Origin of the sequence: Sodalis sp. RH21 (assembly GCF_047324175.1) — a bacterium.
GTDB lineage: Bacteria > Pseudomonadota > Gammaproteobacteria > Enterobacterales > Enterobacteriaceae > Acerihabitans.
In genome coordinates this window covers 5,099,192-5,125,078 of the sequence record NZ_CP178732.1, presented here as the reverse complement: position 1 = coordinate 5,125,078, position 25,887 = coordinate 5,099,192, and the positions used below count along the sequence as shown (strand labels likewise).

Sequence of the window (25,887 nt, the reverse complement as noted above, 5' to 3'; positions counted from 1 at the left end):
GATGCTGACTAAAACTTCCGCAACCCCTGTGCGGCAACGTAAACCCGGCGTCGCCGGGTTTGATCGGTTTCGTTTAACCGGCTGGGCGTTCGCCTCGCCGGGCTTACTGGCGCTGGCCATCGTGCTGGGTTTCCCGGTGATTTACGCGGTGGTGCTGGCGTTCTCCTCATTTACCCTGATGCGGCCGGCGCTGGCGCCATTCGCCGGCATCGATAACTTTGTCGCCGTACTGAACGACGGGGCATTCTGGTCGGCCGCCTGGCTGACCATCAAATATTCCCTGATCACCGTCGCCGGGGAATTCGTGGTGGGGCTGGGTATCGCCCTGATGCTTAACCGGGTGGTCAGGACCCGGCCGCTCTATTTCGCATTATTGACTATCCCGATGGCCATGTCGCCGGTCTGCGTGGGACTTATCTGGCGCATGCTGCTGCAACCTAATCTCGGCATCATCAATCATCTGCTGGAATCCTGGGGCTGGCCGCGGGTGGACTGGCTGGGGAATCCCACCCTGGCGTTCTGGACCATGGCGTTTATCGATGTCTGGCAGCAAATGTCTTTTGTGATATTGATCCTGGCGGCCGGCCTGGCCGCGCTGCCCCGCGACCCCTACGAAGCCGCGGAAATGGACGGGGCGGGACGGCTGCAGCAATTTTGGTATATTACCCTGCCGATGCTGCGGCCGGTGGCGGCCATTGCCGTGGTTATCCAGCTTATCAATGAACTGCGTACCTATGATTTACCGTATGTCCTGACCCGCGGCGGTCCCGGCACCGCCACCGAAGTGCTGAGCTTTTTTGCTTACCGCCGGGCTTTTCTCGGGCTCTCCATCAATGAGGGATCGGCGGCCGCCCTGGCGCTATTGCTGATTGTGCTGGCCATGACGGTGGTGTTTTTCGCCATGCTGGAACGGCGCCGCTAGGCCGCGTTTCGCGCTGGTCATTGCCCGATATCACGCAGTTTTTTACCCGACATCAGGTTGTGCTCGATTTTTTCCAGCGTCATGTTTTTGGTTTCCGGCACCAGGATAAAAGTGATCGCCACAAAAGCGATATTCAGCGCACTGTATAACCAGAAGGTGGCGGCGGCGCCGATATGGTTCATCAAGGTCAGGAAGGTGGCGCCGATAATCATATTGGCGACCCAGTTGGTGGTGGTGGAGCAGGTGATGCCGAAGTCGCGGCTTTTCAGCGGCTGGATTTCCGAGCATAAAATCCAGACCACCGGCGCGGCGCTCATGGCGTAACCGGCAATACACATCATGGTCATCCCCACCGATAAATACGAAATCCCGGCGGAATGGTTGCCGCTATCGATGAGTTGCAGGCAAATCCCCAGCATCAACGTGCCGATGGCGATAACGCTAAAACCGATTTTCAGCGCGGGTTTCCGCCCGGCTTTATCCACCATGCCGATGGCGATAAAGGTGGCCAGCACAAAGGTCAGGCCCACGATCACCGTGGCCATCATTTGTTGATGGGTGGTGGTGAACCCCGCCAGGCCGAAGATTTTCGGGGCGTAATACATAATGATGTTCATCCCGGTAAACTGCTGCATGGCCTGTAATAACATGCCCAGATACACCGCGCGGCGCACATTGCTATTGGTTTTGAATAATCCCCAGCCGTTTTGCTTTAATTTCAGGCTTTCACGGATATCGTTCAGCTCCTGCCGCGCCTTTTCCGAGGTATCGCGCAACATGCGCAGCACCTGTTCCGCTTCGATATGCCGTCCTTTGGAAGCCAGCCAGCGCGGGCTGTTGGGCAGGAATAATACCGCCGCCAGCAGGATAATCGCCGGTATGCACAGCACGCCGAGCATGCCGCGCCAGTTGCCGCTGTAGCTAAAAGCGGTATCGGATAAAAACGCCAGCAGGATGCCCAGGGTCACCATTAATTGATACATGGCGATCAGTTTGCCGCGCATGGATTCGCTGGCCATTTCCGACAGATAGAGCGGCGCGGTGTAGGAGGCGATGCCGATGGCAAATCCCAGCAATACCCGGCACAGCAATAATATTTCCGGCGACTGGGCCATGGCCGATCCCAGCGAACCGAAGATAAACAGCACCGCGCCGATCATCAGGCTATATTTACGTCCCAGGCGGGAGGAGAACCAGCCGTTGGCCAGCGCGCCCAGGGCGGCGCCGAGCATCATGCTGCTGACGATCCATTCCTGGAGCCGGCTGCCCAGGGAAAAATGTTCGGTAATCAAGGGCAGCGCCCCGGCGATCACGCCGATATCCAACCCGAACAGCAAACCCGCCATGGCGGCGGCAAAAGAAATAAAAGCATTCATAAAACGCGCATTACCGGCGGCCTGCGGGCCGGTCGCGGCGACGGAAAATTTATATTCACCAGACAGTGACATGGTCGTCTCCAAACTGCTTGTTCATTGGCGATGTGCCGAATACGTCCCTACCATGGAACACATTGCTGGCTACCGTGAGACCCGGCTGGCTAAAGATATACACATTCCTGCTACTAAAACGGGTTTTGTGATATATGAATCACATTATTCAGCTATTTTATCCCTATTAAGTGGACTTTTATGCTGTATGGACGGTTGCCCTGCACTATCGCGGTTATTCCATCCGGTAGTCATGCGGTTGATAATCGGCCGCGCCGCGATGAGGTAGAATATGGCCTGCCGGGCAAGCTTTAAATGCCCCGGCCGAAGTGCTAGAGTGAATTAAATTGCAGGTATCCCCGTCAGCGGGCTGATTCAAAATCCGCGATTTTCCACATAAAAACATGGCGGTAGAGCAGTATGGACTTTAAAGACTATTATGCCGCATTGGGTGTCGATCCCTCTGCCGATGTGAAAACGATTAAAACCGCTTATCGACGCCTGGCGCGCAAATACCATCCCGATGTCAGCACCGAATCCAATGCCGAAAGCAAATTCAAAGAGATCGCCGAGGCCTACGAGGTGCTGAAGGATAGCGCGCGCCGGGCGGAATATGACGATTTGCGCAAATACGGCCAGGGCGGGCGCTTCGAAGCGCCGCCCGGCTGGCAGCCGAGCGGACGCGCCGGCGCCGAAGCCTCCGGCGGTTTCCAGCAGCGCGATTATTCCGATTTTTTTGAATCGGTGTTCGGCGGCCAGTCCTCGGGAGGCCAGCGCGCACGGGCCGCCAGGCGCGGCCAGGACGTGGAAATCGAGGTGCCGATTTTCCTGGAGGAAACCCTTGAGGAGCACCAGCGCACCATCAGCTACCAGCTGCCCGGCGCCGTCGAGCGCGGCCGCCAGGGGCCGCCGGTCAGCAAAACGCTGAAGGTGAAAGTGCCGGCCGGGGTCAGCGACGGCGATCGCATTCGCGTCAAAGGGCAGGGACCGGCCGGCAGCGGCGGCGGCGCCAATGGCGACCTGTATCTGGTCATTCGCATCGCGCCCCATCCGCTGTTCGATCTCGACGGCAACAACCTGCTGGTGACCTTGCCGCTGGCGCCGTGGGAGGCAGCGCTGGGCGCCAAAGTCACCGTGCCGACGCTTACCGGCAAGATTACCCTCACCGTCCCGCCTAATAGCCAGACCGGCCAGCAGTTGCGCATTAAAGGCAAGGGGTTGGTGAATAAGCAGGGCAGCGGCGATTTATATGCCCTTATCAAAGTGGTGATGCCGCAGCAGGCCGACGAACAGGCCCGCGAGCTGTGGGCGCAACTCGCCACGCATTGTGCATTTAATCCTCGTGCGGAATGGGAGTAATGGGTCATGACCGAAGTCAGGGTTACTCTGGAGATCACCGAAATTTGCCAGTCGGCCGCTATTTCCCGGGATGAGCTGTTTGAAGTCGTCGCGCTGGGCATCATCGCCCCGCGCGATAAGTCATCGGACGATTGGCGCTTCGAGCCCGCGGCGCTGTACGATCTGCAACGGGCGCAGCGCCTGCGGCAGGATCTGGAGATAGATTGGGCGGGCGTCGCCCTGGCGGTCAGCCTGCTTGATGAAATCAGGCGGCTTAAAACGGAAAATCGCCAACTGCTCCAGCGGCTGGATCGTTTTATCCTCAAATAGCGGGCGGGTTGCCCATCTTTTGCCAGGCGTCGATTACCCGCCGTCGATGCCGTTTTGCCCGCCGCAGCGTTTTCGCCATCGTCTCGGCCCGGCCATGCCCCGCGCATTGGCCGGGCTGCATATCCTCTTCCTCTTCCGTTGCAATGAACGTGTTAACCAAGCCGGTGTCATATCTGCGGCTGGCCGGCATTTTGGCCCACGGCGCCGCGCGCCAAACCGCATTTTAACGTACGGAGAGGGTGAATGAGAGCCTTGGTGATATGCCGGGATAATATCGGGGATACGCTGCTGACGACGCCGCTGATTCACGCATTGGCCACCCAGGGCCACTATCGGGTGGACGTCGTCGCCAACAGCTATAACGCCGCGGTGCTCGCGCTGAATCCGGATGTCGCCACGGTATTTATTTATAAAAAAATTCACCACCGCGCCGCGGGGGAATCCCGGCTGGCCGTGATTGCGCAGCGGCTGAAGGTTATGTGGCGCATCAGGCGCACGGACTATGACGTGGCCGTGATTGCCAAAAGCCGCTGGGATCGGCGGGTGTTGAAATGGGGCACGCTATCGGGCGCGCGCAGGGTTCTGGCCCTCGGAGACCAATCCCATCCGGCGATCACCGATTTGGTGACCCCTCCCGCCGGCGGGGAGCATTTGGTCAACCGTTTTCACCGCATGCTGGCCCCGCTGGGCATCCGCGGCGCCGCCGGCCCGTTAGTGTTGAATGCCGCGCCGGCGCAGGCCCTCGCCCTGTCCCGGCGTTACGGCATTGATGACCGGCTGCCCGCTATCGGCCTGCAAATCAGCGCCCGCCGGGTATTGCAGCGCTGGCCCGAGGCCGATTTCGTAGCCCTGGCTCGCACGATCGCGGCCGCGGGTCCTTGCCAGATTATCCTGCTGTGGTCGCCCGGAACCGCGGACAATCCCGCCCATCCCGGCGATGATGAACTGGCCGCCAGGATCATCGCCGCCTGTGATTTACCCAACCTCATACCTATCGCGACCCAATCGCTGGATGAACTGATAGCGGCCATGCAGCTTTGCGATCGCGTGGTGACCAGCGATGGTGGGGCCATGCATATCGCGGCGGGATTGGGAAAAGGAATAGTCGCGCTGTTCGGTGACAGCGATCCCGTGTGCTGGTCGCCATGGCGGGTGGAGCATAGGATATTGCATGCAGCGGATAATAACGTGGCGTCAATTACCCCGCCGCGGGTATATGAGGCATTGCTCCAGCTGGCGCCCGGTCTGACGCGGCGGGGTTAATCCGGCTGCGGCCAGCGACCGGCGGCGCCGGCGGTAATCAGCATGCCGACGGTCAGCGGCCTGGGCGCCGCGCCCGTGACGCCCGCACCGGTAAACCACCGCCACCGCCTAGCGATTTTTAACGATAGCTGGCTGGGAGGCTCGGGAAAATAGGCCAAATGGTCGTAGCCGCCGGCGTCCACCTGGAACAGCAAAAAGAAGTCATTCATCAGATAGTCGAATTCGTCCCAGGGCATATGCAGATCGTCACGCAGGGAAAATGTCAGTGAGAGCGGCGTTCGCCGTCCCCAGATACCCGGGTGGCGAAAGGGCGAAATAAAATCAAAAACCTGCTGTTGCAGATCGTGACGCCGTTGCCGGGCGTGGTGCGGCGCGGATCTCATGGCAACCATCATACGGCGCGCCTCAGGAGCGTTTGGCCCTGGCGCAACCCGTCGCGCACCGCGCCGAATACTTCATCCGGAGTGATGGCCGCCATGGGCAGCGGGCTGCGCGCCAGCTCCGGCGACAGGCTGGCGAGGGGTTTATAAAATACGTGGTGCAGCTGTTGATCCTGGTAAGGGCCGGTATATAACGGATTGGCGGTCACGAACAGGCTCACCGTCCTGACCTGCTGTGCTATGGCCAGATGCAGCGGCCCGGTATCGCCGGTAACCAGTATATCGAAGGTCATTATCGCCGCGGCCAGCTGTTTGAGCGTGGTCTGGCCGACCAGGGACACCACCCGGCGCTGGTGCGGTGCGGATACCTGCGCCATAAATTCATCAACCAGGGGCTGCTCGTTTTTGCCGCCGATCAGCACTACCTCGATCGCCGGTTCGGCGAGCATCAGTTTACCGCATAAAGCGGCAAAATTTTCCAGCGGCCAGCGCCTGCAATCACGGGAGGCGCCCATTTGAAAGCCGATACGGATTTTTGACGCATCCCTTGGTCCCGGTACGATGGTCACCGGAATGTGCATCCGCTTTTGCGTGTCATCGCAGCCTAATGACTTTAATAATTCAAGCTTACGCTGGACGGTATGCCCTTCAAAAGCGGATGAATAGGCGGTGAGCCAAGCGTCAAGGGCTACGCTTTCTTTACCATAATGGTCGCGATAAATATAGCGGCAATCCGCCAGGACGGCGCTCAGGATATCATAAGGGAAATAGGAGTGAAGAATCACCGCCATTTGCGGACGCAGGCGCCTTAACTTAAAAATAAAATATACAATATTATTAAACTTATTGTTCCAATACAAAATGTCATCAAATAACGCGCTGTCATGTACCAGGTCCCTGTTTTTCGGGCTGGAGACCAATATCAGGCGCGCCTTGGGGAACCGCGCTTTCAGCGCAATGATGGCGGGAGTATTAAGTATCAGATCGCCCAGGGCGGTGGTGGAATAGATGGCAATGCAATTAATAGCGTCCTTATTAAAATCATCCGCTCTGCCTTTGGTATAACCGCTAAAAAATGCATACCAGGTGAGAATTTTATTGATGATATTGATTTTATTTTTTTTCATAAGCGTTTTTTCCCAAGTGATAACCAGAATATTACCATGCCGGTATAAATAAATATGCGAATTTATCGGCAGGTTATCGTTAATTTCGTAAGAAGCCGTTTCGGTTAAAGTGCTAACTATACTTAATAAAACTTAACTATTTGCACGAGATATTTATTCAATTCATTATTGAACTTTTTATATAAACAGCAATAACAGATAAAGGTTAAATAAATGTTGATTATTTGTCGGGTATTTTCTGTTGTTGGCGGGTTCTGAACGAGTATATTGGCATAAAGAACGCTGCGGTAGGAAAAAATACCCTCGCTCAGCATTATTCGCTCCTCGGCGACCCCTCGTTGATCTCCATGCGCAGATGCCACTGCGTCACCCCTGCGCGGTCAGCGCGCAACCGGGTTGACGCCTATGATCCCGGGCTTAACAAAAAGTGTGATATAACCCCATTTTTTGGAGGTGCATCACACTTTTTATGTGATCTATCTCTAATTTCTTGCCTTTTTGGGCTGCTGGCAGGACTATCCCCACCGGTAATGTTACCGGTAACATTTTTTTATGCGCTGGTTGGGAATACCCGCTTACGGTGGAATATGATTGCCGCCCCCTTGGGGGAAGATGGTGCATAAAGTTTTATTATAACGGGAGTGATTAGTGAATAAATTGAGATTGAATGCACCATTGGAGGGTATGTCGCTTAATATCATCATGAGCGTAGCCTCGGTTGCCTTGCGCCGTGCCGTGGACGGGCAATTATGAGCACGCTGACATTGATTATTACCGCCATCGGCTCGGTGCTTATTTTACTGTTTCTGGTGATGAAAGCGCGGATGCACGCTTTTGTCGCGCTGCTGCTGGTTTCCGTCGGTACCGGCATTTTTTCGGGCATGCCATTGGAGAAAATCGCCGATACCATGCAGGCGGGCATGGGCGGCACCCTGGGTTTCCTGGCTATCGTGGTGGCGTTGGGGTCGATGTTTGGCAAGGTGCTGCACGAGACGGGCGCCCTGGACCAGATCGCCACTAAAATGGTGCGATGTTTTGGCGAAAGCCGCGCCTATATGGCGCTGGGTATCGTAGGGTTGGTCTGCGCTTTGCCGCTGTTTTTCGAGGTGGCGGTCATGCTATTGATCGGCGTGGTCTTCGCCGTGGCCCGCCGCACCGACGGCAATCTGGTTAAATTGTTGATACCGCTATTCGCGGGCGTTGCCGCGGCGGCGGCTTTTCTGTTGCCGGGGCCGACCCCGATGCTGCTGGCCTCCCAGATGCATGCGGACTTTGGTTGGATGATTGCCATCGGCCTGATGGCCGCCATCCCCAGCATGCTGCTGGCGGGTCCGGTTTACGGCAGTTTTATCAGTAAATATGTCACTATCCCGATGCCGCAGGATATCGCCGAACCCGATCTGAAAACCGGCAATCTGCCCTCGTTTGGTTTTAGCGTATCGCTGGTGTTATTCCCGCTGATCCTGGTGGGATTAAAAACCATTGGCGTGCGTTTTGTGGAGCAGGGCGGCGCGCTGTATCGCTGGATGGAGCTGGTGGGACATCCGTTTATCGCCATTTTGCTGGCCTGCCTGGTGGCGATTTATGGCTTGGCCTACCGCCAGGGCATGAGCAAAGATAAAGTGATGGATATCTGTTCGGCGGCGCTGCAACCGGCAGGTATCATCCTGCTGGTCACCGGCGCCGGCGGGGTGTTCAAGCAGGTCCTGGTGGACTCGGGCGTTGGCCCGGCGCTGGGCAATGCCCTGATTAGCACCGGCCTGCCCATCGCCGTGGCGTGTTTTGTGCTGGCCGCCGCCATCCGCATTATCCAGGGTTCCGCTACCGTTGCCTGCCTGACCACCGTGGGGCTGATTATGCCCGTGGTCGCCCCGCTGGGTTTTAGCGGCGCGCAGATGGCCGCGCTATCGGTATGTATTGGCGGCGGTTCGATTGTGTGCAGCCACGTTAACGATGCCGGTTTCTGGCTGTTTGGTAAACTTACCGGCGCCACGGAGCTGCAAACCCTGAAGACCTGGACGGTAATGGAAACCATTCTGGGCACCACCGGCGCGGTGGTGGGCATGATTGTTTTTACCGTCGTGTAGAGATCACTGTCGCGATGGGATGCGGTCGATGGACTATCGGGGCGGTGTTCAATCCACAAGCGATTTGAGGCGCCAGCAGAACCGCTGCTGGCGCCCGTCATACAGGTTAGAAGCGGTAACCGACGCCGGCGTTGAAGCCGTTAATGGGCGTGCGCTTGTGGTTGTCACCGAATTTGAGGGTCGATCCTTCATAACCAAAATCAATGGTAACGCTGTTAATCGGGTTGATCTGGATGCCGGCACCGTACATCGGTGTGTTACTGCTTAAATCGCGCTGGTGTTTTTGTTTTCTATCCCCAGAAAAAGGATATGTCGTAGAGTTGCCTCTAAATTTATTGACGTTTATGCCCGCCAGCCCATAGAGGCTTAAAAAATCGTTAAAGCGATAGGCGGGGCCAGCGGATAGCGAAAAGTTTCGGTCTCGATTATGCCATTTTTCGTATGGACGATTGCCGCCCGGATAATTTATTCTGCCATCAATGTTTTTTCCCATATAGGTTATCGACGTGATAAAACTCACCGGACTGTCCCACTCGTAGCGGTATTTGGCGTTGATCCCCTTTAACCATACGTCGTCAGCCTTGCTTTGCGCATAGCCCAGCGTAACGGTATGATCGCTGGCAGACGCATTCAGACTCATTCCCAGGGTAGCGCAGGCTACCAGCGATAATAATAACTTTCTCATTTTTCCCATCCTTCATTATTATACATATAGAATTAATGGCCTATAAAGCAAAATGCTTGTATCAACCCGGCGTATTCTAACGCAGGTATTAGAACGAAAGTTAAACCAAGTATTGCAAATAACGGGGATAACAACTTTTTTGCGATGAAATTCTCAAAAAAAATGAACTTTATAAAAATAAATAAACTGGTTTTTAAAACTTAATGATACTAGTTATTTTGAATTAAAATATTAATTTCCGGATTTAATACCATGTAATAAAGTACAGGTAATTCTATTGTATAAGATTTAATAGTCGCCAAGATGGGAAATCGGGGGAATTATGAACCGCTATTTTTTTTACGGTGTTCTACCTTGTTGTCCATTTTTAGTAGAGCGACGCGTGTCCTCCCTGAACCGATGGTTGCGCTCGCTGTCCCACATACGTCGGCAACCAGGATTGCTGGGCGTAAGGCGCGGGTTAACATTTTGCGGCTGTTGTGCTGTAGGCAAGTTTGGGGGCGCAGGCATGGCGCTATCACTATGTTTTAACCCGGCGGGACGCTGGTTATACCAAGATCCGCAGATCTTCGCTGCGGACAAAATCCGGCTGTATGCAAATAATGATATGACGGCAAGTTTTTCCAGGTTCATGATGAAGTCGATTCGCGGCTTAATATTTTCCTGAATGGAACCTACCATCCGGCGTTTAAATCATCAGGCAACAGGAAAATCGATTTGCCGGCATGGGGTCATGCACCTGGCGTGATATGGGCGATAAATAATCAAACCCCCCCTCGACAGTAGGGGCGGGATTTTTTATAATAGCCGTTAATTATATTCAATCACCGTGATTAGAGGTCAGAGAGGATGTCATGAACATTGAACAAAACGCATGTCTGAAGAAAGGCCGTGGGCGTCCCAAGCAGTTTGACCGCGACATCGCTTTGGACAAAGCGCTGGAAATGTTTTGGCGTCATGGCTATGAAGCCACCTCGATGGCCGACCTGGTGGATGCCACCGGCGCCAAGGCGCCGACGCTTTACGCCGAGTTCGGTAATAAAGAAGGCTTGTTCCGCGCGGCGGTCGAACGCTACGTCACCAAATTCGCCGAAAAGGGCAAAGCGCTGCTCACCCGTCCCGGCAGCACCGTAAGCGAAGCGATTGAAAGCTTTTTACGCGCGGCGGCGGTCATGTTTACCGATAAAACCCTGCCGTCGGGCTGTTTTATTATCTGCACCTCAGCGGCTCTGTCCGCTTCTTCCGAGGATGTGGCGCAGCTCCTGCGCACCCGCCATCATTTACAGGAAAATACGCTGCGCGAATTTTTGTCGGCCCGGCAGGCCAACGGCGAACTGCCGGCGCAAACCAATACCGCGGTGCTGGCGAAATATCTGGCCTGCACCCTGCAAGGGATGTCGGTTCAGGCCCGTGACGGCGCGACCCATGAGGATTTGGACTCGATTGTGTCCACCCTGATGGCGGTATGGCCGCAATTGTTGCGTATCGGGGCCGACCACCGGCTGACCGCCGTCGCCGAGGCCTGATACCCGGTCGCCGTCTGCGCCGACGCGGCGACATCGCGCAATTACACCGCCATCAGCGGCTGTGCCAGCGCCAGCATCTCCTGCCTGGCGCCGTGGCCAATCAGCATAAAATCATGGCCGTGCGCCGACCAATACACGACGTTCATGCCGCGGCGCACTTCGGTTTGCGCCCCCGGCGCCTCGCTGCCGCCGTTATGGGATTGGGTGATGCAGAACGCCAGCGGGCGCCCCTGGGCGTCCAGGTAGGCAATCTGGGCTATCGGCTGCCGATCGTAACTCAATAACCGGGCGTATTTCAGTTCGGCGCCCGGCAGATTGACCCGCCGGCGATTGAGTTCCAGCCCCAGCCTGGCGCCGATATTTTGCAGTTGCCGCTGCTGCCATTCCGGCGCGTCGGGCATATCGGCAAAGGTTTCCCCGGTATAGAGCGACATATACTGCGCCACCAGGTCGCGCCAGTTGCCCTCAGACGCCTCGCGTCCGGGCAGGCCAAGGGACAGCCGTCCGCCGACGGCGCCCACCGCCAGGCAGGCTATCGCCGCCGCGATAAGATTGCGCCGGCTGACGCCGCGCTCCGGGGCGGAGTGGACCGGCGCGGCGGCGGCCAGGTTATCCAGCCGCTGCTGTAACCGCGCCACCGGCGCCTGCGCCAGCATGCCGGCAAAGGCTGCGCCAAACGGCAGGCTGGCGCGATCCAAATGGGCCAACCGTCCGGCCAGGTCCGGATCATCGCTAAGCAGTTGCTCCACCTGGCCGCGCTGTTCGCCGCTCAGTTCATTATCCAGATAAGCCACCAATATTTCATCGGAGAGAGGTGGGGTCAGGCGTTGCTGCGTCATAAATTATCCCCCTCCCGCAGGGGCCGGGCTGACGAAATGGCGGTATCTTTCGCCAGCGTTTGCCTGGCGGTGGCCAACCGGCTCATGATGGTGCCAATCGGTACGGATAACGTCTGCGCCGCCTCCTGATAGGTAAATCCTTCCACATAAACCAGGAAAACCGCGTTACGCTGCGCTTCCGGCAGCCGGTTGACCCGCCCTATAATTTGATTGGCCCAAATAGCGTCAGCCGCGTCGCTATCGATTTCCGGCATGACATCGTCGATGGCGACAAAACCCTGGCCCTGGCGAATCATCCTGGAGCGGACTTCGTTAACCCAGATCGAGTGCAAAATAGTAAACAGCCAGCGATCCAGGGTGGTACCCGCGGCAAACTGCCCGGCGCGCTCCAGCGCCCGCACGCAGGTGGCCTGTACCAAATCATCGGCAACGTCGGGTTTACGGGACAATACCATGCCGTATCGCCAGAGGCGGGCCAGATAGCCCCCCAGTTCATTCCGGATATCCTGTGTTTCGATGATCGCGGTCTCCCACCCTGATTCACTACTTTGCCAGACGCTAACAATACCTCTTTCTTGATAAACACTGCTAGTAAAGCGACATTGATCGCCAGACGCCGCATATTAAGCTGTCCCTACCCGCACATTCGCCGCGGTGCTTCAGGATTCCGGATGTCCGGCGATAGCGTTGGCAAGATCGCGATATTCTTCACACCCGGTGCCGCACAGGGTTTTTATCGTGGCGAGCTGGGCTTTGGCCAGATCGGGCCGCCCTTTGATCATCCAGGCTTCGCCCAAATACTCCCGGACTTGGGCATACTTCGGATCGAGGGCGATGGATTTCTGATAATAACCGATGCCTTCGTCGGTGCGTCCCAGCTTACGGGTGGCGTAACCGCGATAGTTCCACGCCTGGGCGGTATCGGGTTGCTTAAGGGTATTCAACATGTCCAGCGCTTCGTCATAACGCCCGGCTTTGGCCAGGGAATAGGCATAGCGGGTGCGATCGCCGTCGGAGATCATACTGCCTTTATCCACCATGCAGCTTTTGGTGCGGGAATCGTAAATCTGCCCTTTGGGACAGGTCGGGGTGGTGGACGAATCATCTCCCATGGCATGGGTTACCCCCGATAACAGCATCAGGGAACCTCCCAGCAGTAACAGCGCGCGTTTTTTTAACACTGCGGCAGCATCATAATTGAACATGGCATTCACTCCGGTGGTTGCAGGTAAGAGGATCTTATCGGGTCGGCGGCATCATGCGTTTGAGGGTATCGTCACGCAATATATAGTGATGAAACAGCGCGGCGCAGGCATGCAGGCCGGCCAGGATGATAATGGTCCAGGCGGTGTAAAAATGCAGCATGCCGAAGGTGCGGCGCAGCAGCGGATCGACGCTGAAAATATCCGGCACGGGGAATAGGCCGAAAAACATAAAGGGTTCGCCCTGCGCCCAGCGAAACAGAAATCCAAGCGTGACCTGCATGATCAGCAGCAGATATAAGGCCCAATGAGCGAGCTTGGCGATAATATGCATAAAGGTTGACGCGTCGGCTGGGGGCAATTTGCGCCCGGAGGTCGCGCGCCAGATAAGACGAATGATAATAATGGCCGCCAGGGTAATGCCAAAAGAGATATGTAATGACTGTAAGCCCTTGCGCAGGGGCGTTCCCCGTTCGAGCTGCTCCCATATTTGGGAACTGGCAAACAGAAAAATGACAATCAGCGCCGTCGCCCAATGCAACAGTATGGTCAGTTTGTCATAGCGCCGGGGTAAAGGGTGTTCTGAAGTTAACGCATTGGCTGGCATGGTCGTACCCTGTATTCATGGTTGTGATACGGGGTAAACACATAACCGGATCGGTTTATTCGATATATTTGCAAAAAATATTTCGCATCAGGGAGAATCGTTGACGGCAGCGCCGCCGGCGTGGGTCCGGCCATCGGCTCAGGAACATGAACGGCAGGCCATCAGGCCTGCCGTTCATCGGTGCATCCATGGCGAATGCAGGGTTTAGCCGCGGTTGCCCTGATAAACCGCCAGGTTGGTATAGGCCGCGCCCAGCAATGGAATATCCAGGCCGGCCCGCTGGCCGATCGCCACCAAATCTCCCAGCACCTGCTCGGCCTCCACCTGATAGCCCTGCATCAAATCCCGATACATGGAGGAGGTCTGCGACGAATCTTTGGTGGTCAGCAAGGCGGTGGTATCGGCGATATATTGCTCGTTGCGGATATAACCCGCGGAAACGATCGTCGCCAGGATTTCACCGATCACTCCGCGGGCGAACCGATCGCCGCCGGGCGCCGACGCGACCTGGCCGATGTTGCCGCGCATCAGGCAGGTTATGGCGCCCAGGCTTGCCAGCAACAGCCATTTTTCCCACATATCGTTGATAATCGATGTGGATAGCCTGGCGTCGAAGCCCGCGCCGCTAAACAGACGATCGAGCGCCTGAATACGTTGTGAGACTGAACCGTCCAGTTCCCCATAGGCGAACTGGTGCAAGGCGCTCATTTGCACGATGCGTCCCTGTTCGTCCAGGGTGGCGGCGATTTTGCACAGGCCGCCTATTATCGCCTGCTTGCCGAAACGGGCGGTAAGCACCTCCAGGTGCTTCATGCCGTTGAGTATCGGCATAATTACGGTGTCTTTGCCGACGGCGGGGGTAATATCCTGCAGCGCCGACTCCAGGCCAAAGGCTTTAACCGTGAGAATAATCACGTCATAGGGCCCGGTGATCTCGTCGGCCTGCGTCAGCTGCGGCGCCAGGGTAAAATCACCGTCGGGAGTAATCAGGTGCATGCCTTCCCGGCGTAAAACCTCGGCGCGCTTGCCGCGCACTAAAAAGGTGACGTCACGGCCGGCCAGGGCCAGCTTGCCGCCAAAATATCCCCCGGTGGCGCCTGCGCCAACGACTAAGATACGCATGTTGTTTTTCCTTTGTGTTATCGATGAAACTAAACGAAGTATCAAGCCATCGATTATAAAATAGGTTTATATGGCGGCGCGAGTCAAGGGGATCGGCCGGCTGGCGGGGCGGACAAAAGGTGCGGTTGCGGTTCGCGCCGCGTTTTGCCCTGTGAACACGCGATATCAATAGAAAGTAAACGCCATTAATGTAATAACATATACTATGTATAACCTCCGGCCGAGTCACGCAATAATGGATCAGCAAGAAATGTGCTGGGAGTTAATTGTTGGCGCCATGTCCAGATGTAAATACATTCTGACTCTAAAAGGGAATTTTATGCATTCAGATTATAAACTGTATGGGGTTGTGGAAGGAGATAACTTTGCCGGAGATAAATAATGCGCATTATCCAGCTAACTGATTTGCATTTATTTGATAGCCATAATCTGGCATTGCATGGGCATACTACCCATGACGGGTTAAAACGAGTGATTGATTTTATAGTGTTTAATAATGGATTAGGTTGTGATGCCGTATTGGTGACCGGAGATATTTCGCAGGACGGTTCCTTGGCTTCTTATTACCTGGCATTACAGCAGCTGGAACGGATAGGTTTGCCTATCGTTTATATCCACGGTAACCATGATAACAAGCAGCATATGGATACGGTGTTCACTCGTTCCACACTGGTGCGTCCTATAATCGAACTGGCGTCTGACACCTGGCAATTGATTACCGTGGACACCGTCCAAGGCGGGGATGATAGCGGATGGGTAACATCGGAGGAAAAAAACAGGATTGAGCAGGAAATCATAAAGTATAAAGGTAAAAATATTGCATTAATTATGCACCACCATCCGGTACCGGTGGGTACACCGCTGGTGGATGATTGCATGCTGCGTAATGGCAGTGAAATAGTGGCGATATGCCATGCCCATGACAGGGTAAAAGCCCTGATTTGCGGCCATGCCCACAGGGATTATAGCCAAATGGCAAACCAATGTCTGATTGATGTTTGCCCCGCCACATGTTTTCAGTGGTTAAAAGGGACGAAAACTATCCGTGCCGAGGACAAGCAGGGATTTAAGCTATTGGCGTTTGCCGACAATTATGGGTCAACCGTCTGTTATGTGTAAACCTTCTGTTTATAAACATATGTCGCTAAAAAGCAGGTGCTTGATGGGATTACAATGAGTTGTAGCCATCGGACTTGCGTACAGATCTGGCCTTAACCAAGGAACTGGTGTGGCGGGAACACAAAGACGGACGGGTCCAAACTTTAATGTATCTGATGGCTACCCCATTTGTTCGTCGGTTGGGTATCACGCTTTTGGTGCGATATGTTAACAAACACTTTTTACGAATAATTTTTTTATGTTGGCCATGGCCATTTTTAATCAGCTGGCGTGGGCATTTAATTAACAAAACATTCCATATTATTTTGGGCCATTATTGTGCAATTCATTGCTTCATCTTGGTGCAGCGACGCTAAGGAATATTTCTTGGAATTATTTGGCAACATATATTGACATTCGGCGGGTTTAATTTTTATAGTAACCCTAACTTATCCGCAAGAACGCCAACGCTGTCGGCTTGTGGCTATGGCAATAGAGCCCTCGCAGAGTCCATGACTTTGCAGGGCTTTTTTTTTCTTTTTTTTCAGACAACGCCACAAGGGGTTATCATGTCCTCAATAAAAAGTAATTATGTTGCTATTGCGCTTGCGTCACTTTTTTCCATGGGAATAACTCATGCTGCCATCGCTGCGGATAAGCCAATAAAAATAGGTCTGCTGGAAGATGCTTCCGGTAATTTCGCTCTGCCGGTGATACCTAAAATCCATGCTACGGAATTGGCGGTTGAGGAAATTAATGCCAAAGGCGGAATAATGGGCCGCCCCATCGAACTGATTAAATATGATACGCAGTCAGATAATACCCGCTTTCAGCAAATGGCCCGCCGTTTAATTAATAATGATAAGGCCGACGTGATATTCGGCGCGTTTTCCAGCGCGTCGCGCGAAGCGATTCGCCCCATTATGGACCGCGCCAAGCAAATGTATTGGTATAATAATCAGTACGAAGGCGGCGTATGCGATACCAATGTGTTTGTTACCGGCGCCGTGCCGGAACAGCAATTCTCTACCCTGATTCCCTGGCTGATGGAAAAGTACGGCAAAAAAGTTTACACCATCGCCGCGGATTATAACTTCGGCCAGATCTCCGCCGAATGGGTGCGCAATATCGTCAAAGAAAACGGCGGCACCATGGTGGGCGAAGAATTTATTCCCCTGAGCGTGTCGCAGTTCGGCCAGACCATTCAGAATATTCAGAAAGCTAAACCGGATTTTGTCGTGACACTGTTGGTGGGCGCCAACCAGTCTTCTTATTACGAGCAAGCGGCGGCGGCCAAGCTGGACCTGCCGATGGGCAGCTCGGTGAATGTGGGCCAGGCCTACGAACACAAACGCTTTAAGGCGCCGGCGCTGAAAGATATGTATGTCACCGCCAACTATCTGGAAGAAGTGGATACTCCGGCGAGCAATGATTTCAAACAGCGCTTCCACGCCAAATACCCTAATGAGCCCTATATCAACCAGGAAGCGGCCAATGCCTATGATGCGGTTTATCTGTATAAGGCCGCCGTCGAACAGGCGAAAAGCACCGATATGGCCGCGGTGCGCAAAGCCCTGGAAAGCGGCGACATCTGTACCGACGGCCCGTCCGGCAAAGTCTGCATCGATCCGAAAAGCCATCACCTGAGCCACACCATTTATCTGGCCCATGTGAAAGAAGATCACTCCATAGAAATTCCCAAAGTATGGAATGACATCAAACCTTACTGGCTGGGGCAGGTCGGCTGCAACCTGCCGGTGAAACCCGATCATAACCAATATACCCCGTCCAATCCTCCCAAGGCATGACGCGTCCAGGGGGCCATGGCGGCCCCCATGGGAACCGGTGGTTAATGGCAGGGGAGTAGACCGGGATGTTAATAATTTCCGCATTATATTCAGTGATTTATCAATTTGGCGATAACTTTGCCTATCTGGTGCTGGCCGCATTGGGCCTGGCGGTGATTTTCGGCATGATGGGCGTGATTAACCTGGCCCACGGCGAATTTATTATGTGCGGGGCTTACGTCACCATCCTGATGAATAAAGCCGGGGTGGTGCTGCCGGTGGCCATGCTGCTGGGCACCCTGGCAGCGGCGTTTGCCGGCGGGGTAGTGGAGCGGCTGGTGGTGCGCCATCTGTATGGGCGGCTGCATGATTCGGTGGTGGCCACCTGGGCGATCAGCCTGATCGTGCAGCAGGGGATGCTGCTGATTGCCGGCCCGTCGCTGGAAGGGTTATCCACGCCGTTCGGGTCCTTTACGTTCGGCGAATACTCTTTTGCCACCTACCGGGCGCTGTTGCCGCTGTTCGCCATCGGCATCCTGCTGCTGCTGTACGGGGTATTTTTCCATACCAATTACGGCGTTTGCGCCCGGGCGACCATCCAGAATGCGCGCATGGCGTCCTGCCTGGGATTGGAAACCGATCGCATCTATACCCTGACCTTCGCGCTGGGCGCCGGCCTGGCCGGGCTGTGCGGGGCGCTGTACGCGCCCACGCTGACCGCGGTGCCCACCATGGGCAGCAGTTTTATCGTACAGGCGTTTGTCTCGGTGGTGGTGGGCGGCGCGAATGTACTGGTCGGCACCATTCCGGCGGCGATGGCGCTGGGCGCCATCCAAACCGGCCTTAATTCCTGGTACGGACAGTTGGCCGGCCAGATCGGCCTGCTGGTCACCGCCATGCTGGTGATTCGTATCTTACCCCAGGGCGTCGGCAGCCTGTTTACCCGTAATCGCTAGGAGCGGCATGGTGACTGTTATGCAAACAAATCGACCCGCGAGGCGCGGCGCGGCCGGCTGGCTTGCCGGCAAAGGCCCGGCGGGCGTGCTGGTAACCGCGGCCATGCTGCTATTGCCGCTGGTGGCCGACGACTCGACGGTGGGGGACCTGTCCTACTTCTTGTTGTGGACTTTCGGCGCCATCGGCCTGGCGGCCATGTGGGGGCACGGCGGCATATTGTCGTTCGGCCAAACCGCGTTTTTCGGCCTGGCGGGTTATACCTATGGCGTATTGACCATCAACTTCGGCGACGGGGCGCTATCGAGCTGGACCGGTCTGCTGATAGCCCTGGTTATGGCCGCCGCGGTTGCCGCCATATTGGGTTACCTGATGTTTTACGGCGGGGTCACCGGCATTTTCATCGGCATCGTGACGCTGTCGTTTACGCTGGTGATGGAAACCTTTATGTCGCAGACCGCCGGACCGCAGTGGACCATCGGCGGCGCGCGCCTGAACGGGTTCAACGGCATGTCGGGGATGCCGCCGCTATCGCTGCCGGGGTTCGGCGGCGAACCGCTGACCCTGGAGGGCAATGCTTTTTATTATCTGGTGGTACTGCTGCTGGCGCTGGCGTACTGGGGCGTGCGCCGGTTGTTGGGTTCCGGGTTCGGACTGACCCTGGCCTCGATTCGCGAAAATCCCCGGCGCGCCGAAATGCTGGGCATCGATATCCGCCGTTATCAGCTGCTGGTATTTATCCTGGGCGGCGTGCTGTCCGGGTTATCCGGCGCGCTCTATACGCTGTGGGGCGCCTATATCACCCCATCCTCCATGGGACTCACGGCGGCCGCCATGCCGGTTATCTGGGTGGCCACCGCCGGGCGTAAAAATATTTTCGGCACCATCGTAATTACCGCGGCCCTGGTATGGCTCTCCCAGTGGCTGGCGATTTACGGCAGCGAGTACGCAATGATCCTGCTGGGGGCCATTTTGCTGTTCGTGGTGCTGGCCGCGCCGCAAGGGCTGCTGCCCTGGCTGGGTGAACTGTTCGCCCGGCGGTGGCCGGCGCGCGCCGATAAGGAGGACCCGCGATGAATTCCCTGGCGACCGATGTGGCGCAACCGGTATTGGAAGCGCGCGGACTGAGCAAACGCTTCGGCGGCGCGCAGGTGATTAACGGCGTGGATATGGCCATTAATCAGGGCGAGGTGCGCTGCGTGATCGGGCCGAACGGGGCCGGCAAAAGCACCTTTTTTAAACTGCTGACCGGCGAGCATAGCCCCAGCGCGGGGGAAATTTATTTTTTGGGCCAGCGGCTGAACGCGTTAAAGCCCTTCCAGCGTATTCGCCGCGGCATGAGCATTAAATTCCAGATCCCCGGCATTTTTCCCGAACTGACGGTGGCGCAGCATTTGCAGCTGTCGCTCAGCCATCTGCGGGCGGCCGGGCGCGGGGCGGGGGACGGGATCGATATTTTGCTGGAGAAATTCCGGCTGACGGCGGAACGCCGCCAGCGGGCCGGCAATTTATCCCATGGTAAAAAACAGTGGCTGGAAATCGCCATGGCGGTATCGCTGCGCCCGACCCTGCTGATGCTTGATGAACCGGTGGCCGGATTATCCATTGAAGAGACCCAGCTCACCGGCGAATTGATTAAACAGATGCAGCGCGACGGCCTGACGCTGATGGTGGTGGAGCACGATATGACGTTTGTGCGGCAGATCGCCACGCGGGTCACCGTATTGCACGGCGGCCGGGTGTTCGCCGACGGCGAAGCGGCGCAGGTACTGGCCCGTGAAGATGTGGCGGATATCTATCTGGGGAAAGCGTCATGAACGAGATACTACTACAGGCCAGCGGCCTGAGCGGCGGTTACGGCGGCGGCCGGGTCTTAAACGGCGTGACGCTGCAATTGCATGCGGCCGAAGTGCTGGGACTTATCGGGCGCAACGGCGTGGGCAAAACCACCCTGATGCGGGCGCTGATTGGCCTGCTGCCCGTGGGGGAAGGCGGCCTGTTGCTGGCCGAAACCGATATTACCCGCGCCACGCCGCAGCGGCGCGCCCATCTGGGCATCGGCTACGTGCCCCAGGGACGCGAGGTGTTCGGCGGCCTGACGGTGGGTGAAAATCTCCAGGTGGGTATGCAGTTTTTACGTGAGAATCGCCGCGCGGCGCAGGATCAACTGCAACAGGTGCTTGAGTATTTCCCCATCCTGCGCCAGCGCCTGAAGCAAAAGGCCGGCACCATGAGCGGCGGCGAACAGCAGCAATTGGCCATCGCCCGCGCGCTGGTGGGCGCGCCCAGGGTCCTGCTGCTCGATGAGCCCTCCGAAGGGGTGCAGCCTTCCATCGTCCATATTATCGCCGACACGCTGGTGCGCATCGCGCGGGAACTGCGCGTGGCGGTGATCCTGGTGGAGCAGGATATCGCCATGGTGCAGCGCGCGGCCCACCGCTGCTGCGTGATGGATAAGGGCCGGATTATCGACACTCTGGACCACGCGCAGCTCTGTGACGACGCCCTGATGCGCCGCTACCTGGCCTTATAAACCCAGCCCTCCCAGAACGGGGGGATCTATGCCCTATGGAGATAACCTATGAACTGGCTTGACCAATCCATCATGACCAAACGCGGCGTCGGCGCCGGGCGCCAGCCGGTGACCCATCATTTGACCGAAGCGATGCAAAAGGAATTTCACTATACCATCGGGCCGTACTCGACGCCGGTGCTGACCATCGAACCGGGCGATCGGGTGATCGTGGATACCCGCGATGCGTTCGAAGGCGCGATTAACCACGAACATGATAAACCGAGCGAACTGCTGAATATGCCGTTCCTTAACCCGCAAAACGGACCGATCATGGTTACCGGCGCGGAAAAAGGCGATGTGCTGGCGGTTTATATTGAAAGCATGCTGCCCCGCGGCGACGATCCGCACGGCATCTGCGCCATGATCCCCCATTTCGGCGGATTGACCGGCACGGATCTGACCGCCATGCTTAACGATCCGCTGCCGGAAAAGGTCAAGCGCATCAAGCTCGACGACCAGCAGGTGTATTGGAGCGACCGCCATACCCTGCCGTATAAACCCCATATCGGCACCCTGAGCGTATCGCCCGAGATCGACTCGATCAACTCCCTGACCCCGGATAACCACGGCGGCAATATGGACGTGCCGGATATCGGTCCGGGCAGCATTACCTATCTGCCGGTACGCTCGCCCGGCGGCCGCCTGTTTATCGGCGACGCCCATGCCTGCCAGGGGGACGGCGAGCTGTGCGGCACCGCGGTGGAATACGCCTCCACCACCATTATCAAAGTCGATCTGATCAAACAATGGCAGATCTCCTGGCCGCGCATGGAGAATGCGGAGTCGATCATGAGTATCGGTAGCGCGCGGCCGCTGGAAGATGCCACCCGCATCGCCTACCGGGACTTGATCTACTGGCTGGTGGCCGATTATGGTTTCGATCAATGGGATGCGTATATGCTGCTGAGCCAGTGCGGCAAAGTGCGGCTGGGCAATATGGTCGATCCGAAGTACAGCGTCGGCGCCATGATCAATAAAACCCTGCTGGCGCTGTAGCCGGATGGCGTGGTATTCAAGGCGGCGCGCGTTGGCCGCCGCCGGTCTTCAGTCAAGATAAGCGGGTGAAAATGAGTTCAGCGGCACCTTTAACTATCGGCCTGCTTTTTTCCGCCAGCGGCGTGACCGCGTCGCTTGAGGCCTCGCAAATGCGCGGCGCGCGGCAGGCCATCGACGAGATCAATCAGTCCGGCGGCATCAACGGCCGCGAGCTGCGCGCGGTGCATTATGATCCGATGTCGGAAAATGCCCGCTTTCGCCAGTTGGCGGAAAAACTGATCGTCGAGCGCGGGATTAACGTTATTTTTGGCGGTTATACCTCCAGCAGCCGCAAGGCCATCCTGCCGATCGTCGAGAAATACCGGCGCCTGCTGTTCTATCCCCAGCAGTATGAAGGCTTCGAATTTTCGGAAAACATTATTTACGGCGGGGCGTCCCCCAACCAAAACAGCGTGCAGATGGCGGATTATCTTACCCGCCGTTTCGGGGCCCGGGTTTATATGATTGGCTCGCGCTATGTTTATCCCTATGAATGCAACCGCAATATGCAGGAGTTGATTCTGCAACACCACGATGGCGCGGTGATCGGCGAACGGTATTTGGATTTAAACGCGCCGTACGAGGCGTTTTTACCGATTATCGAGGATGTGAAAAAGAAGCAGCCGGATTTTATTTTCAGCACCATGATTGGCCAGACGGTGCCGTTTTTATATCGCGCCTATGCCGATGCGGGACTGGACCCGGCGCGTATGCCAATCGGCAGCCTGAATACGTCGGAAACCGAAATCGCCATGATGGGCGCGCAGTACGCCTGCGGCCATTATACGTCGGCGCCTTATTTCCAAAGCGTGAACACCCCTGAGAACCGCCAGGCGCTGGCGCATTTTCATGCGCATTTCGGCGCGGGGGTGTCAACGGATATGAACTGGGAGGCGGCCTATAGCCAGCTGCATTTATATGCCCGGGCGGTACGGGAGTGCGGCAGCGACGAGGTGCCCGCTTTGTTGCCCTGCCTGCGAGGATGTGAATACGATGCGCCGCAGGGGCGTATCCAGATCGACCCCCTGAACCAGCATACCGGGCTGTATCCGCGCATCGGCTGCGCCGACGGCCGCGGGCAGTTTGAAATTGTCTGGGAGTCGCGCAATCGGGTACGACCGGACCCCTATATGAGTAACCAGATAGAAGGCGACTGGGTCACCAAACTGACAAAACTGGAGCAGCCCGATGCACCCTGATGATTCCCGGACCAGTATTACCGCCCGGTTGCTCAGCCGGGGTATGCGGGTGGTAGTGCTGCATCCCCATGATGAAGATGGTAAGACCCTGACCGACCATTTGCGCCGCATGGGGCTGATGGTACGCGCTTTTTGGCCGATACCGGACGAGTCCCCGGCGGACGCGGATCTGATTTTTCTGGCGCTGCAACCCGATCGGCGGGAATCGGACGTGCCGTGGCTGGCGCAAAGCGCCATTCCCCTGGTGGCGGTGATTACCTACGAAAACCCGACGTTTATCGATCAGGCGCTGAAACTGGGCGCCAGGGCGACCATTAATACCCCAATCCGGGTATCGGGTTTGCTGTCGGCGATTATCTTTGCCCTGCATTTGAGCCAGCAGGCGCGGCAACTGACCGATCGGGTTGATCGGCTGGAGAAAAAGATCCTCGGCCTGCGCCAGGTGAGCGAGGCCAAGACGATCCTGATGCATATGCACGGGATCGGGGAGGAGCAAGCCTACGAAATCCTGCGCCAGCAGGCCATGGATAAGCGGATCACCATCGAAGATATTTCGCGCTCGCTTATCCAGGCCAACGATATTTTTTCCCTGACCTCGCCGGCCGCCAAGACCGGCGGTAAAAATAAAGAGGGTTGATCATGACATTATCGCCATTTCTGGCCGCGGCCATCCAGTTTGAACCTACCCTGTTCGCCAAAGAGCGCAATCTGGCCCGGTTGCTGGAATGGGTGGAGCAGGCGGCCCGGCGGGGCGCGCGCCTGATTACCACGCCCGAGATGGCCACTACCGGCTATTGCTGGTTTGATCGGGAGGAGATTGCGCCGCAGGTGGAGCCGGTGCCCGGACCCAGTACCGATCGTTTTGCCGAACTGGCCCGGCGCTATGATTGTTATATCGTGCTCGGCATGCCCGAGGTGGACCCGCGCACCGCGCTGTATTACAACAGCGCGGTGTTGATTGGGCCGCAGGGCGTGCTGGGGTGCCATCGCAAAAGCCATCCTTATATTTCGGAGCCGAAGTGGGCCGCGGCCGGCGATGTGGGCCACCAGGTATTTGATACCCCGGTCGGACGTATCGGCATCTTGGTATGCATGGATATCCATTATATAGAAACCGCGCGGCTGCTGGCCCTGGCCGGCGCGGATATTATTTGCCATGTCAGCAACTGGCTGGCGGAGCGCACCCCCGCGCCTTATTGGATTACCCGGGCGATGGAGAACGGCTGTTATTTGCTGGAGAGCAACCGCTGGGGGCTGGAACGCGGGGTACAGTTCAGCGGCGGCAGCTGCGTGATCGAGCCGGACGGCACCCTGGCCGCGGTGGTGGATGACGGGGACGGCATCGCTTTCGGCGAGATCGATCTGGCCCGCGCCCGGCGGCGTCTGGTGTTGCGGCAGCCGGTGTTCGCGCAGCGCCGCCCCGATCGTTATATGGCCTTGCTGAGCGATACGTTTTTATGGAATCCGCAGGATTTTTTCGGCCTGTATGGACACCGGCCGCTGCCGGCGGGCAAGACCAGCCGTATCAGCGTGGCGCAGTTCGCCTGCACCGATCGAGTGGCCGATAATTTGGCGGCGATTGCGGCGCTGGCCGCGCGGGCGGTTGAGCGGGACGGCAGCGAACTGGTGGTGTTTCCGGAACTGGCGCTCAGCGGGCGGGATAATCCCGCGGATAATGCCCTGGCTTTGGACGGACCGGAGATCGCCGCGCTGACCGCGCTGGCGATGGAGCTTGGGGTGTTTCTGGCGGTGGGGTTCGCCGAGCGCGGGAACGGCGCTATGCATAATGCGCTGGTGCTGACCGGGCCGGCGGGAGTGGTGGGGTGTTATCGCCAGATGCATGTGCCGCAGGAGTATCAGGGGTGGGCGACGCCCGGCGATGAATGGGCGGTATTCGATATCGCGCCGGGGCGCATCGGGCTGTTGCTGGGCAATGACGCTCTGTTGCCGGAGTCGGGGCGGGTGCTGGCGCTGATGGGATGCGATGCGATCGCCTGTTCCGCCGCGCTGGAGGGCGGATTTAGTTTTGGCCATGGGGGCAGCCGGGTCGCGCAGGGGTATCCGATTCCCACCGGGGCCGATCCGCTGCATTGGCATTTGTTCCGCACCCGCGCAGGGGAGAATAATGTGTATCTGGCGCTGGCCAACGGAGTGAGCGGGGATGGCGCCGCCGGCGGTTTAAGCGGCGTTTTCGTACCGGAGACGTTTGCGTTTCCGCGGGTGGAGCGGGTGTTATGGCGCGAGGCGGGTTTGGCGACGCTCACGATGGATACCGCGTCGCTGCCGGGCAGCCGTTATCCGACCAACGTGGTGCGGCGCAAGGATTTGGTGGCGATGCGGCTGCCGCATCATTACAAGCCGTTGATCGAGTGAATGGCTGGCTT

General features: G+C 56.9%; 26 protein-coding genes. 16 read left to right on the top strand and 10 right to left on the bottom strand.

What is annotated here, in order from left to right; translation table 11 throughout:
* Position 1: 1 nt before the first annotated feature.
* Entirely contained in the window at positions 2-922 is a 921-nt protein-coding gene (locus ACL2XP_RS23685) for a carbohydrate ABC transporter permease (RefSeq protein WP_413735774.1), read from the top strand.
* Positions 923-939: 17 nt separating this feature from the next.
* On the opposite strand, the gene ACL2XP_RS23680 is transcribed toward ACL2XP_RS23685, so the two are convergent.
* Entirely contained in the window at positions 940-2,370 is a 1,431-nt protein-coding gene (locus ACL2XP_RS23680; protein WP_413735772.1) for a sugar porter family MFS transporter, read from the bottom strand.
* Between the two features lie 399 nt (positions 2,371-2,769).
* Here ACL2XP_RS23680 and cbpA point away from each other — a divergent pair, with 399 nt between their 5' ends.
* Positions 2,770-3,708 (top strand): curved DNA-binding protein, encoded by a 939-nt coding sequence (gene cbpA / locus ACL2XP_RS23675; protein WP_413735770.1) that lies wholly within the window; start codon positions 2,770-2,772, stop codon positions 3,706-3,708.
* A gap of 6 nt (positions 3,709-3,714) precedes the next feature.
* Positions 3,715-4,017 (top strand): chaperone modulator CbpM, encoded by a 303-nt coding sequence (locus tag ACL2XP_RS23670; protein WP_413735768.1) that lies wholly within the window; start codon positions 3,715-3,717, stop codon positions 4,015-4,017.
* On the opposite strand, the gene ACL2XP_RS23665 is transcribed toward ACL2XP_RS23670, so the two are convergent.
* The gene (locus tag ACL2XP_RS23665; RefSeq protein WP_413735767.1) at positions 4,010-4,177 is read right to left on the bottom strand and encodes a hypothetical protein; all 168 of its coding nucleotides are present in this window, start codon (positions 4,175-4,177) and stop codon (positions 4,010-4,012) included. The genes ACL2XP_RS23670 and ACL2XP_RS23665 overlap by 8 nt on opposite strands.
* A gap of 83 nt (positions 4,178-4,260) precedes the next feature.
* Between ACL2XP_RS23665 and ACL2XP_RS23660 the strand changes: the two genes are divergently transcribed.
* Positions 4,261-5,280, top strand: coding sequence for a glycosyltransferase family 9 protein (locus tag ACL2XP_RS23660; RefSeq protein WP_413735766.1), 1,020 nt, complete (start codon positions 4,261-4,263; stop codon positions 5,278-5,280).
* On the opposite strand, the gene ACL2XP_RS23655 is transcribed toward ACL2XP_RS23660, so the two are convergent.
* Complete coding sequence (locus tag ACL2XP_RS23655) at positions 5,277-5,675, bottom strand: DUF1493 family protein (protein ID WP_413735764.1); 399 nt, start codon at positions 5,673-5,675, stop codon at positions 5,277-5,279. The two genes, ACL2XP_RS23660 and ACL2XP_RS23655, sit on opposite strands and share 4 nt — an antisense overlap.
* On the bottom strand, positions 5,672-6,787 hold the full coding sequence (locus ACL2XP_RS23650; RefSeq protein WP_413735761.1) for a glycosyltransferase family 9 protein: 1,116 nt from the start codon (positions 6,785-6,787) through the stop codon (positions 5,672-5,674). The genes ACL2XP_RS23655 and ACL2XP_RS23650 overlap by 4 nt, the downstream gene beginning before the upstream one ends.
* A gap of 749 nt (positions 6,788-7,536) precedes the next feature.
* Between ACL2XP_RS23650 and gntU the strand changes: the two genes are divergently transcribed.
* The gene (gene gntU / locus ACL2XP_RS23645) at positions 7,537-8,874 is read left to right on the top strand and encodes a gluconate transporter (RefSeq protein ID WP_413735759.1); all 1,338 of its coding nucleotides are present in this window, start codon (positions 7,537-7,539) and stop codon (positions 8,872-8,874) included.
* Between the two features lie 106 nt (positions 8,875-8,980).
* Here gntU and ACL2XP_RS23640 read toward each other — a convergent pair whose 3' ends face one another.
* Positions 8,981-9,559, bottom strand: a complete 579-nt coding sequence (locus ACL2XP_RS23640; protein ID WP_413735757.1) for an Ail/Lom family outer membrane beta-barrel protein — start codon at positions 9,557-9,559, stop codon at positions 8,981-8,983.
* Positions 9,560-10,413: 854 nt separating this feature from the next.
* Between ACL2XP_RS23640 and ACL2XP_RS23635 the strand changes: the two genes are divergently transcribed.
* The gene (locus ACL2XP_RS23635) at positions 10,414-11,085 is read left to right on the top strand and encodes a TetR/AcrR family transcriptional regulator (protein WP_413735756.1); all 672 of its coding nucleotides are present in this window, start codon (positions 10,414-10,416) and stop codon (positions 11,083-11,085) included.
* Between the two features lie 41 nt (positions 11,086-11,126).
* Here ACL2XP_RS23635 and ACL2XP_RS23630 read toward each other — a convergent pair whose 3' ends face one another.
* From ACL2XP_RS23630 to ACL2XP_RS23610, 5 genes are all read right to left on the bottom strand, one after another.
* Entirely contained in the window at positions 11,127-11,924 is a 798-nt protein-coding gene (locus ACL2XP_RS23630) for an anti-sigma factor family protein (protein ID WP_413735755.1), read from the bottom strand.
* Positions 11,921-12,379 carry a sigma-70 family RNA polymerase sigma factor gene (locus tag ACL2XP_RS23625; RefSeq protein WP_413735753.1) on the bottom strand — a complete coding sequence of 153 codons (459 nt, stop codon included), beginning with the start codon at positions 12,377-12,379 and terminating at the stop codon, positions 11,921-11,923. The genes ACL2XP_RS23630 and ACL2XP_RS23625 overlap by 4 nt, the downstream gene beginning before the upstream one ends.
* A gap of 204 nt (positions 12,380-12,583) precedes the next feature.
* Positions 12,584-13,063: a tetratricopeptide repeat protein gene (locus tag ACL2XP_RS23620; protein WP_413739272.1), complete on the bottom strand. Its 480-nt coding sequence runs from the start codon at positions 13,061-13,063 to the stop codon at positions 12,584-12,586.
* Between the two features lie 100 nt (positions 13,064-13,163).
* Positions 13,164-13,733 carry a cytochrome b gene (locus tag ACL2XP_RS23615; protein WP_413735752.1) on the bottom strand — a complete coding sequence of 190 codons (570 nt, stop codon included), beginning with the start codon at positions 13,731-13,733 and terminating at the stop codon, positions 13,164-13,166.
* A gap of 204 nt (positions 13,734-13,937) precedes the next feature.
* Positions 13,938-14,855: a ketopantoate reductase family protein gene (locus tag ACL2XP_RS23610; RefSeq protein WP_413735751.1), complete on the bottom strand. Its 918-nt coding sequence runs from the start codon at positions 14,853-14,855 to the stop codon at positions 13,938-13,940.
* A gap of 381 nt (positions 14,856-15,236) precedes the next feature.
* On the opposite strand from ACL2XP_RS23610, the gene ACL2XP_RS23605 reads away from it, so the two are divergent.
* The 10 genes from ACL2XP_RS23605 (at position 15,237) to ACL2XP_RS23560 (ending at position 25,876) form a co-directional block, all read left to right on the top strand.
* On the top strand, positions 15,237-15,974 hold the full coding sequence (locus tag ACL2XP_RS23605) for a metallophosphoesterase (RefSeq protein WP_413735750.1): 738 nt from the start codon (positions 15,237-15,239) through the stop codon (positions 15,972-15,974).
* A 623-nt stretch (positions 15,975-16,597) separates the two neighbouring features.
* Positions 16,598-17,761 carry an urea ABC transporter substrate-binding protein gene (locus ACL2XP_RS23600; protein ID WP_413739271.1) on the top strand — a complete coding sequence of 388 codons (1,164 nt, stop codon included), beginning with the start codon at positions 16,598-16,600 and terminating at the stop codon, positions 17,759-17,761.
* Positions 17,762-17,826: 65 nt separating this feature from the next.
* A complete protein-coding gene (locus tag ACL2XP_RS23595) occupies positions 17,827-18,696 on the top strand; it encodes an ABC transporter permease subunit (protein ID WP_413735748.1) in 870 nt (289 codons plus the stop codon).
* A gap of 103 nt (positions 18,697-18,799) precedes the next feature.
* Positions 18,800-19,771, top strand: a complete 972-nt coding sequence (locus ACL2XP_RS23590; RefSeq protein WP_413739270.1) for a branched-chain amino acid ABC transporter permease — start codon at positions 18,800-18,802, stop codon at positions 19,769-19,771.
* The gene (locus tag ACL2XP_RS23585; protein ID WP_413735747.1) at positions 19,768-20,511 is read left to right on the top strand and encodes an ATP-binding cassette domain-containing protein; all 744 of its coding nucleotides are present in this window, start codon (positions 19,768-19,770) and stop codon (positions 20,509-20,511) included. The genes ACL2XP_RS23590 and ACL2XP_RS23585 overlap by 4 nt, the downstream gene beginning before the upstream one ends.
* The gene (locus ACL2XP_RS23580; protein WP_413735746.1) at positions 20,508-21,227 is read left to right on the top strand and encodes an ABC transporter ATP-binding protein; all 720 of its coding nucleotides are present in this window, start codon (positions 20,508-20,510) and stop codon (positions 21,225-21,227) included. The genes ACL2XP_RS23585 and ACL2XP_RS23580 overlap by 4 nt, the downstream gene beginning before the upstream one ends.
* A gap of 48 nt (positions 21,228-21,275) precedes the next feature.
* Positions 21,276-22,265, top strand: a complete 990-nt coding sequence (locus ACL2XP_RS23575) for an acetamidase/formamidase family protein (protein WP_413735744.1) — start codon at positions 21,276-21,278, stop codon at positions 22,263-22,265.
* A 71-nt stretch (positions 22,266-22,336) separates the two neighbouring features.
* Positions 22,337-23,503, top strand: a complete 1,167-nt coding sequence (locus tag ACL2XP_RS23570) for a transporter substrate-binding domain-containing protein (protein WP_413735742.1) — start codon at positions 22,337-22,339, stop codon at positions 23,501-23,503.
* Positions 23,493-24,140 carry an ANTAR domain-containing response regulator gene (locus ACL2XP_RS23565; protein WP_413735740.1) on the top strand — a complete coding sequence of 216 codons (648 nt, stop codon included), beginning with the start codon at positions 23,493-23,495 and terminating at the stop codon, positions 24,138-24,140. Before ACL2XP_RS23570 ends, ACL2XP_RS23565 begins: the two co-directional genes overlap by 11 nt.
* 2 nt (positions 24,141-24,142) lie before the next feature.
* Complete coding sequence (locus tag ACL2XP_RS23560; RefSeq protein ID WP_413735739.1) at positions 24,143-25,876, top strand: nitrilase-related carbon-nitrogen hydrolase; 1,734 nt, start codon at positions 24,143-24,145, stop codon at positions 25,874-25,876.
* Positions 25,877-25,887: the final 11 nt, after the last annotated feature.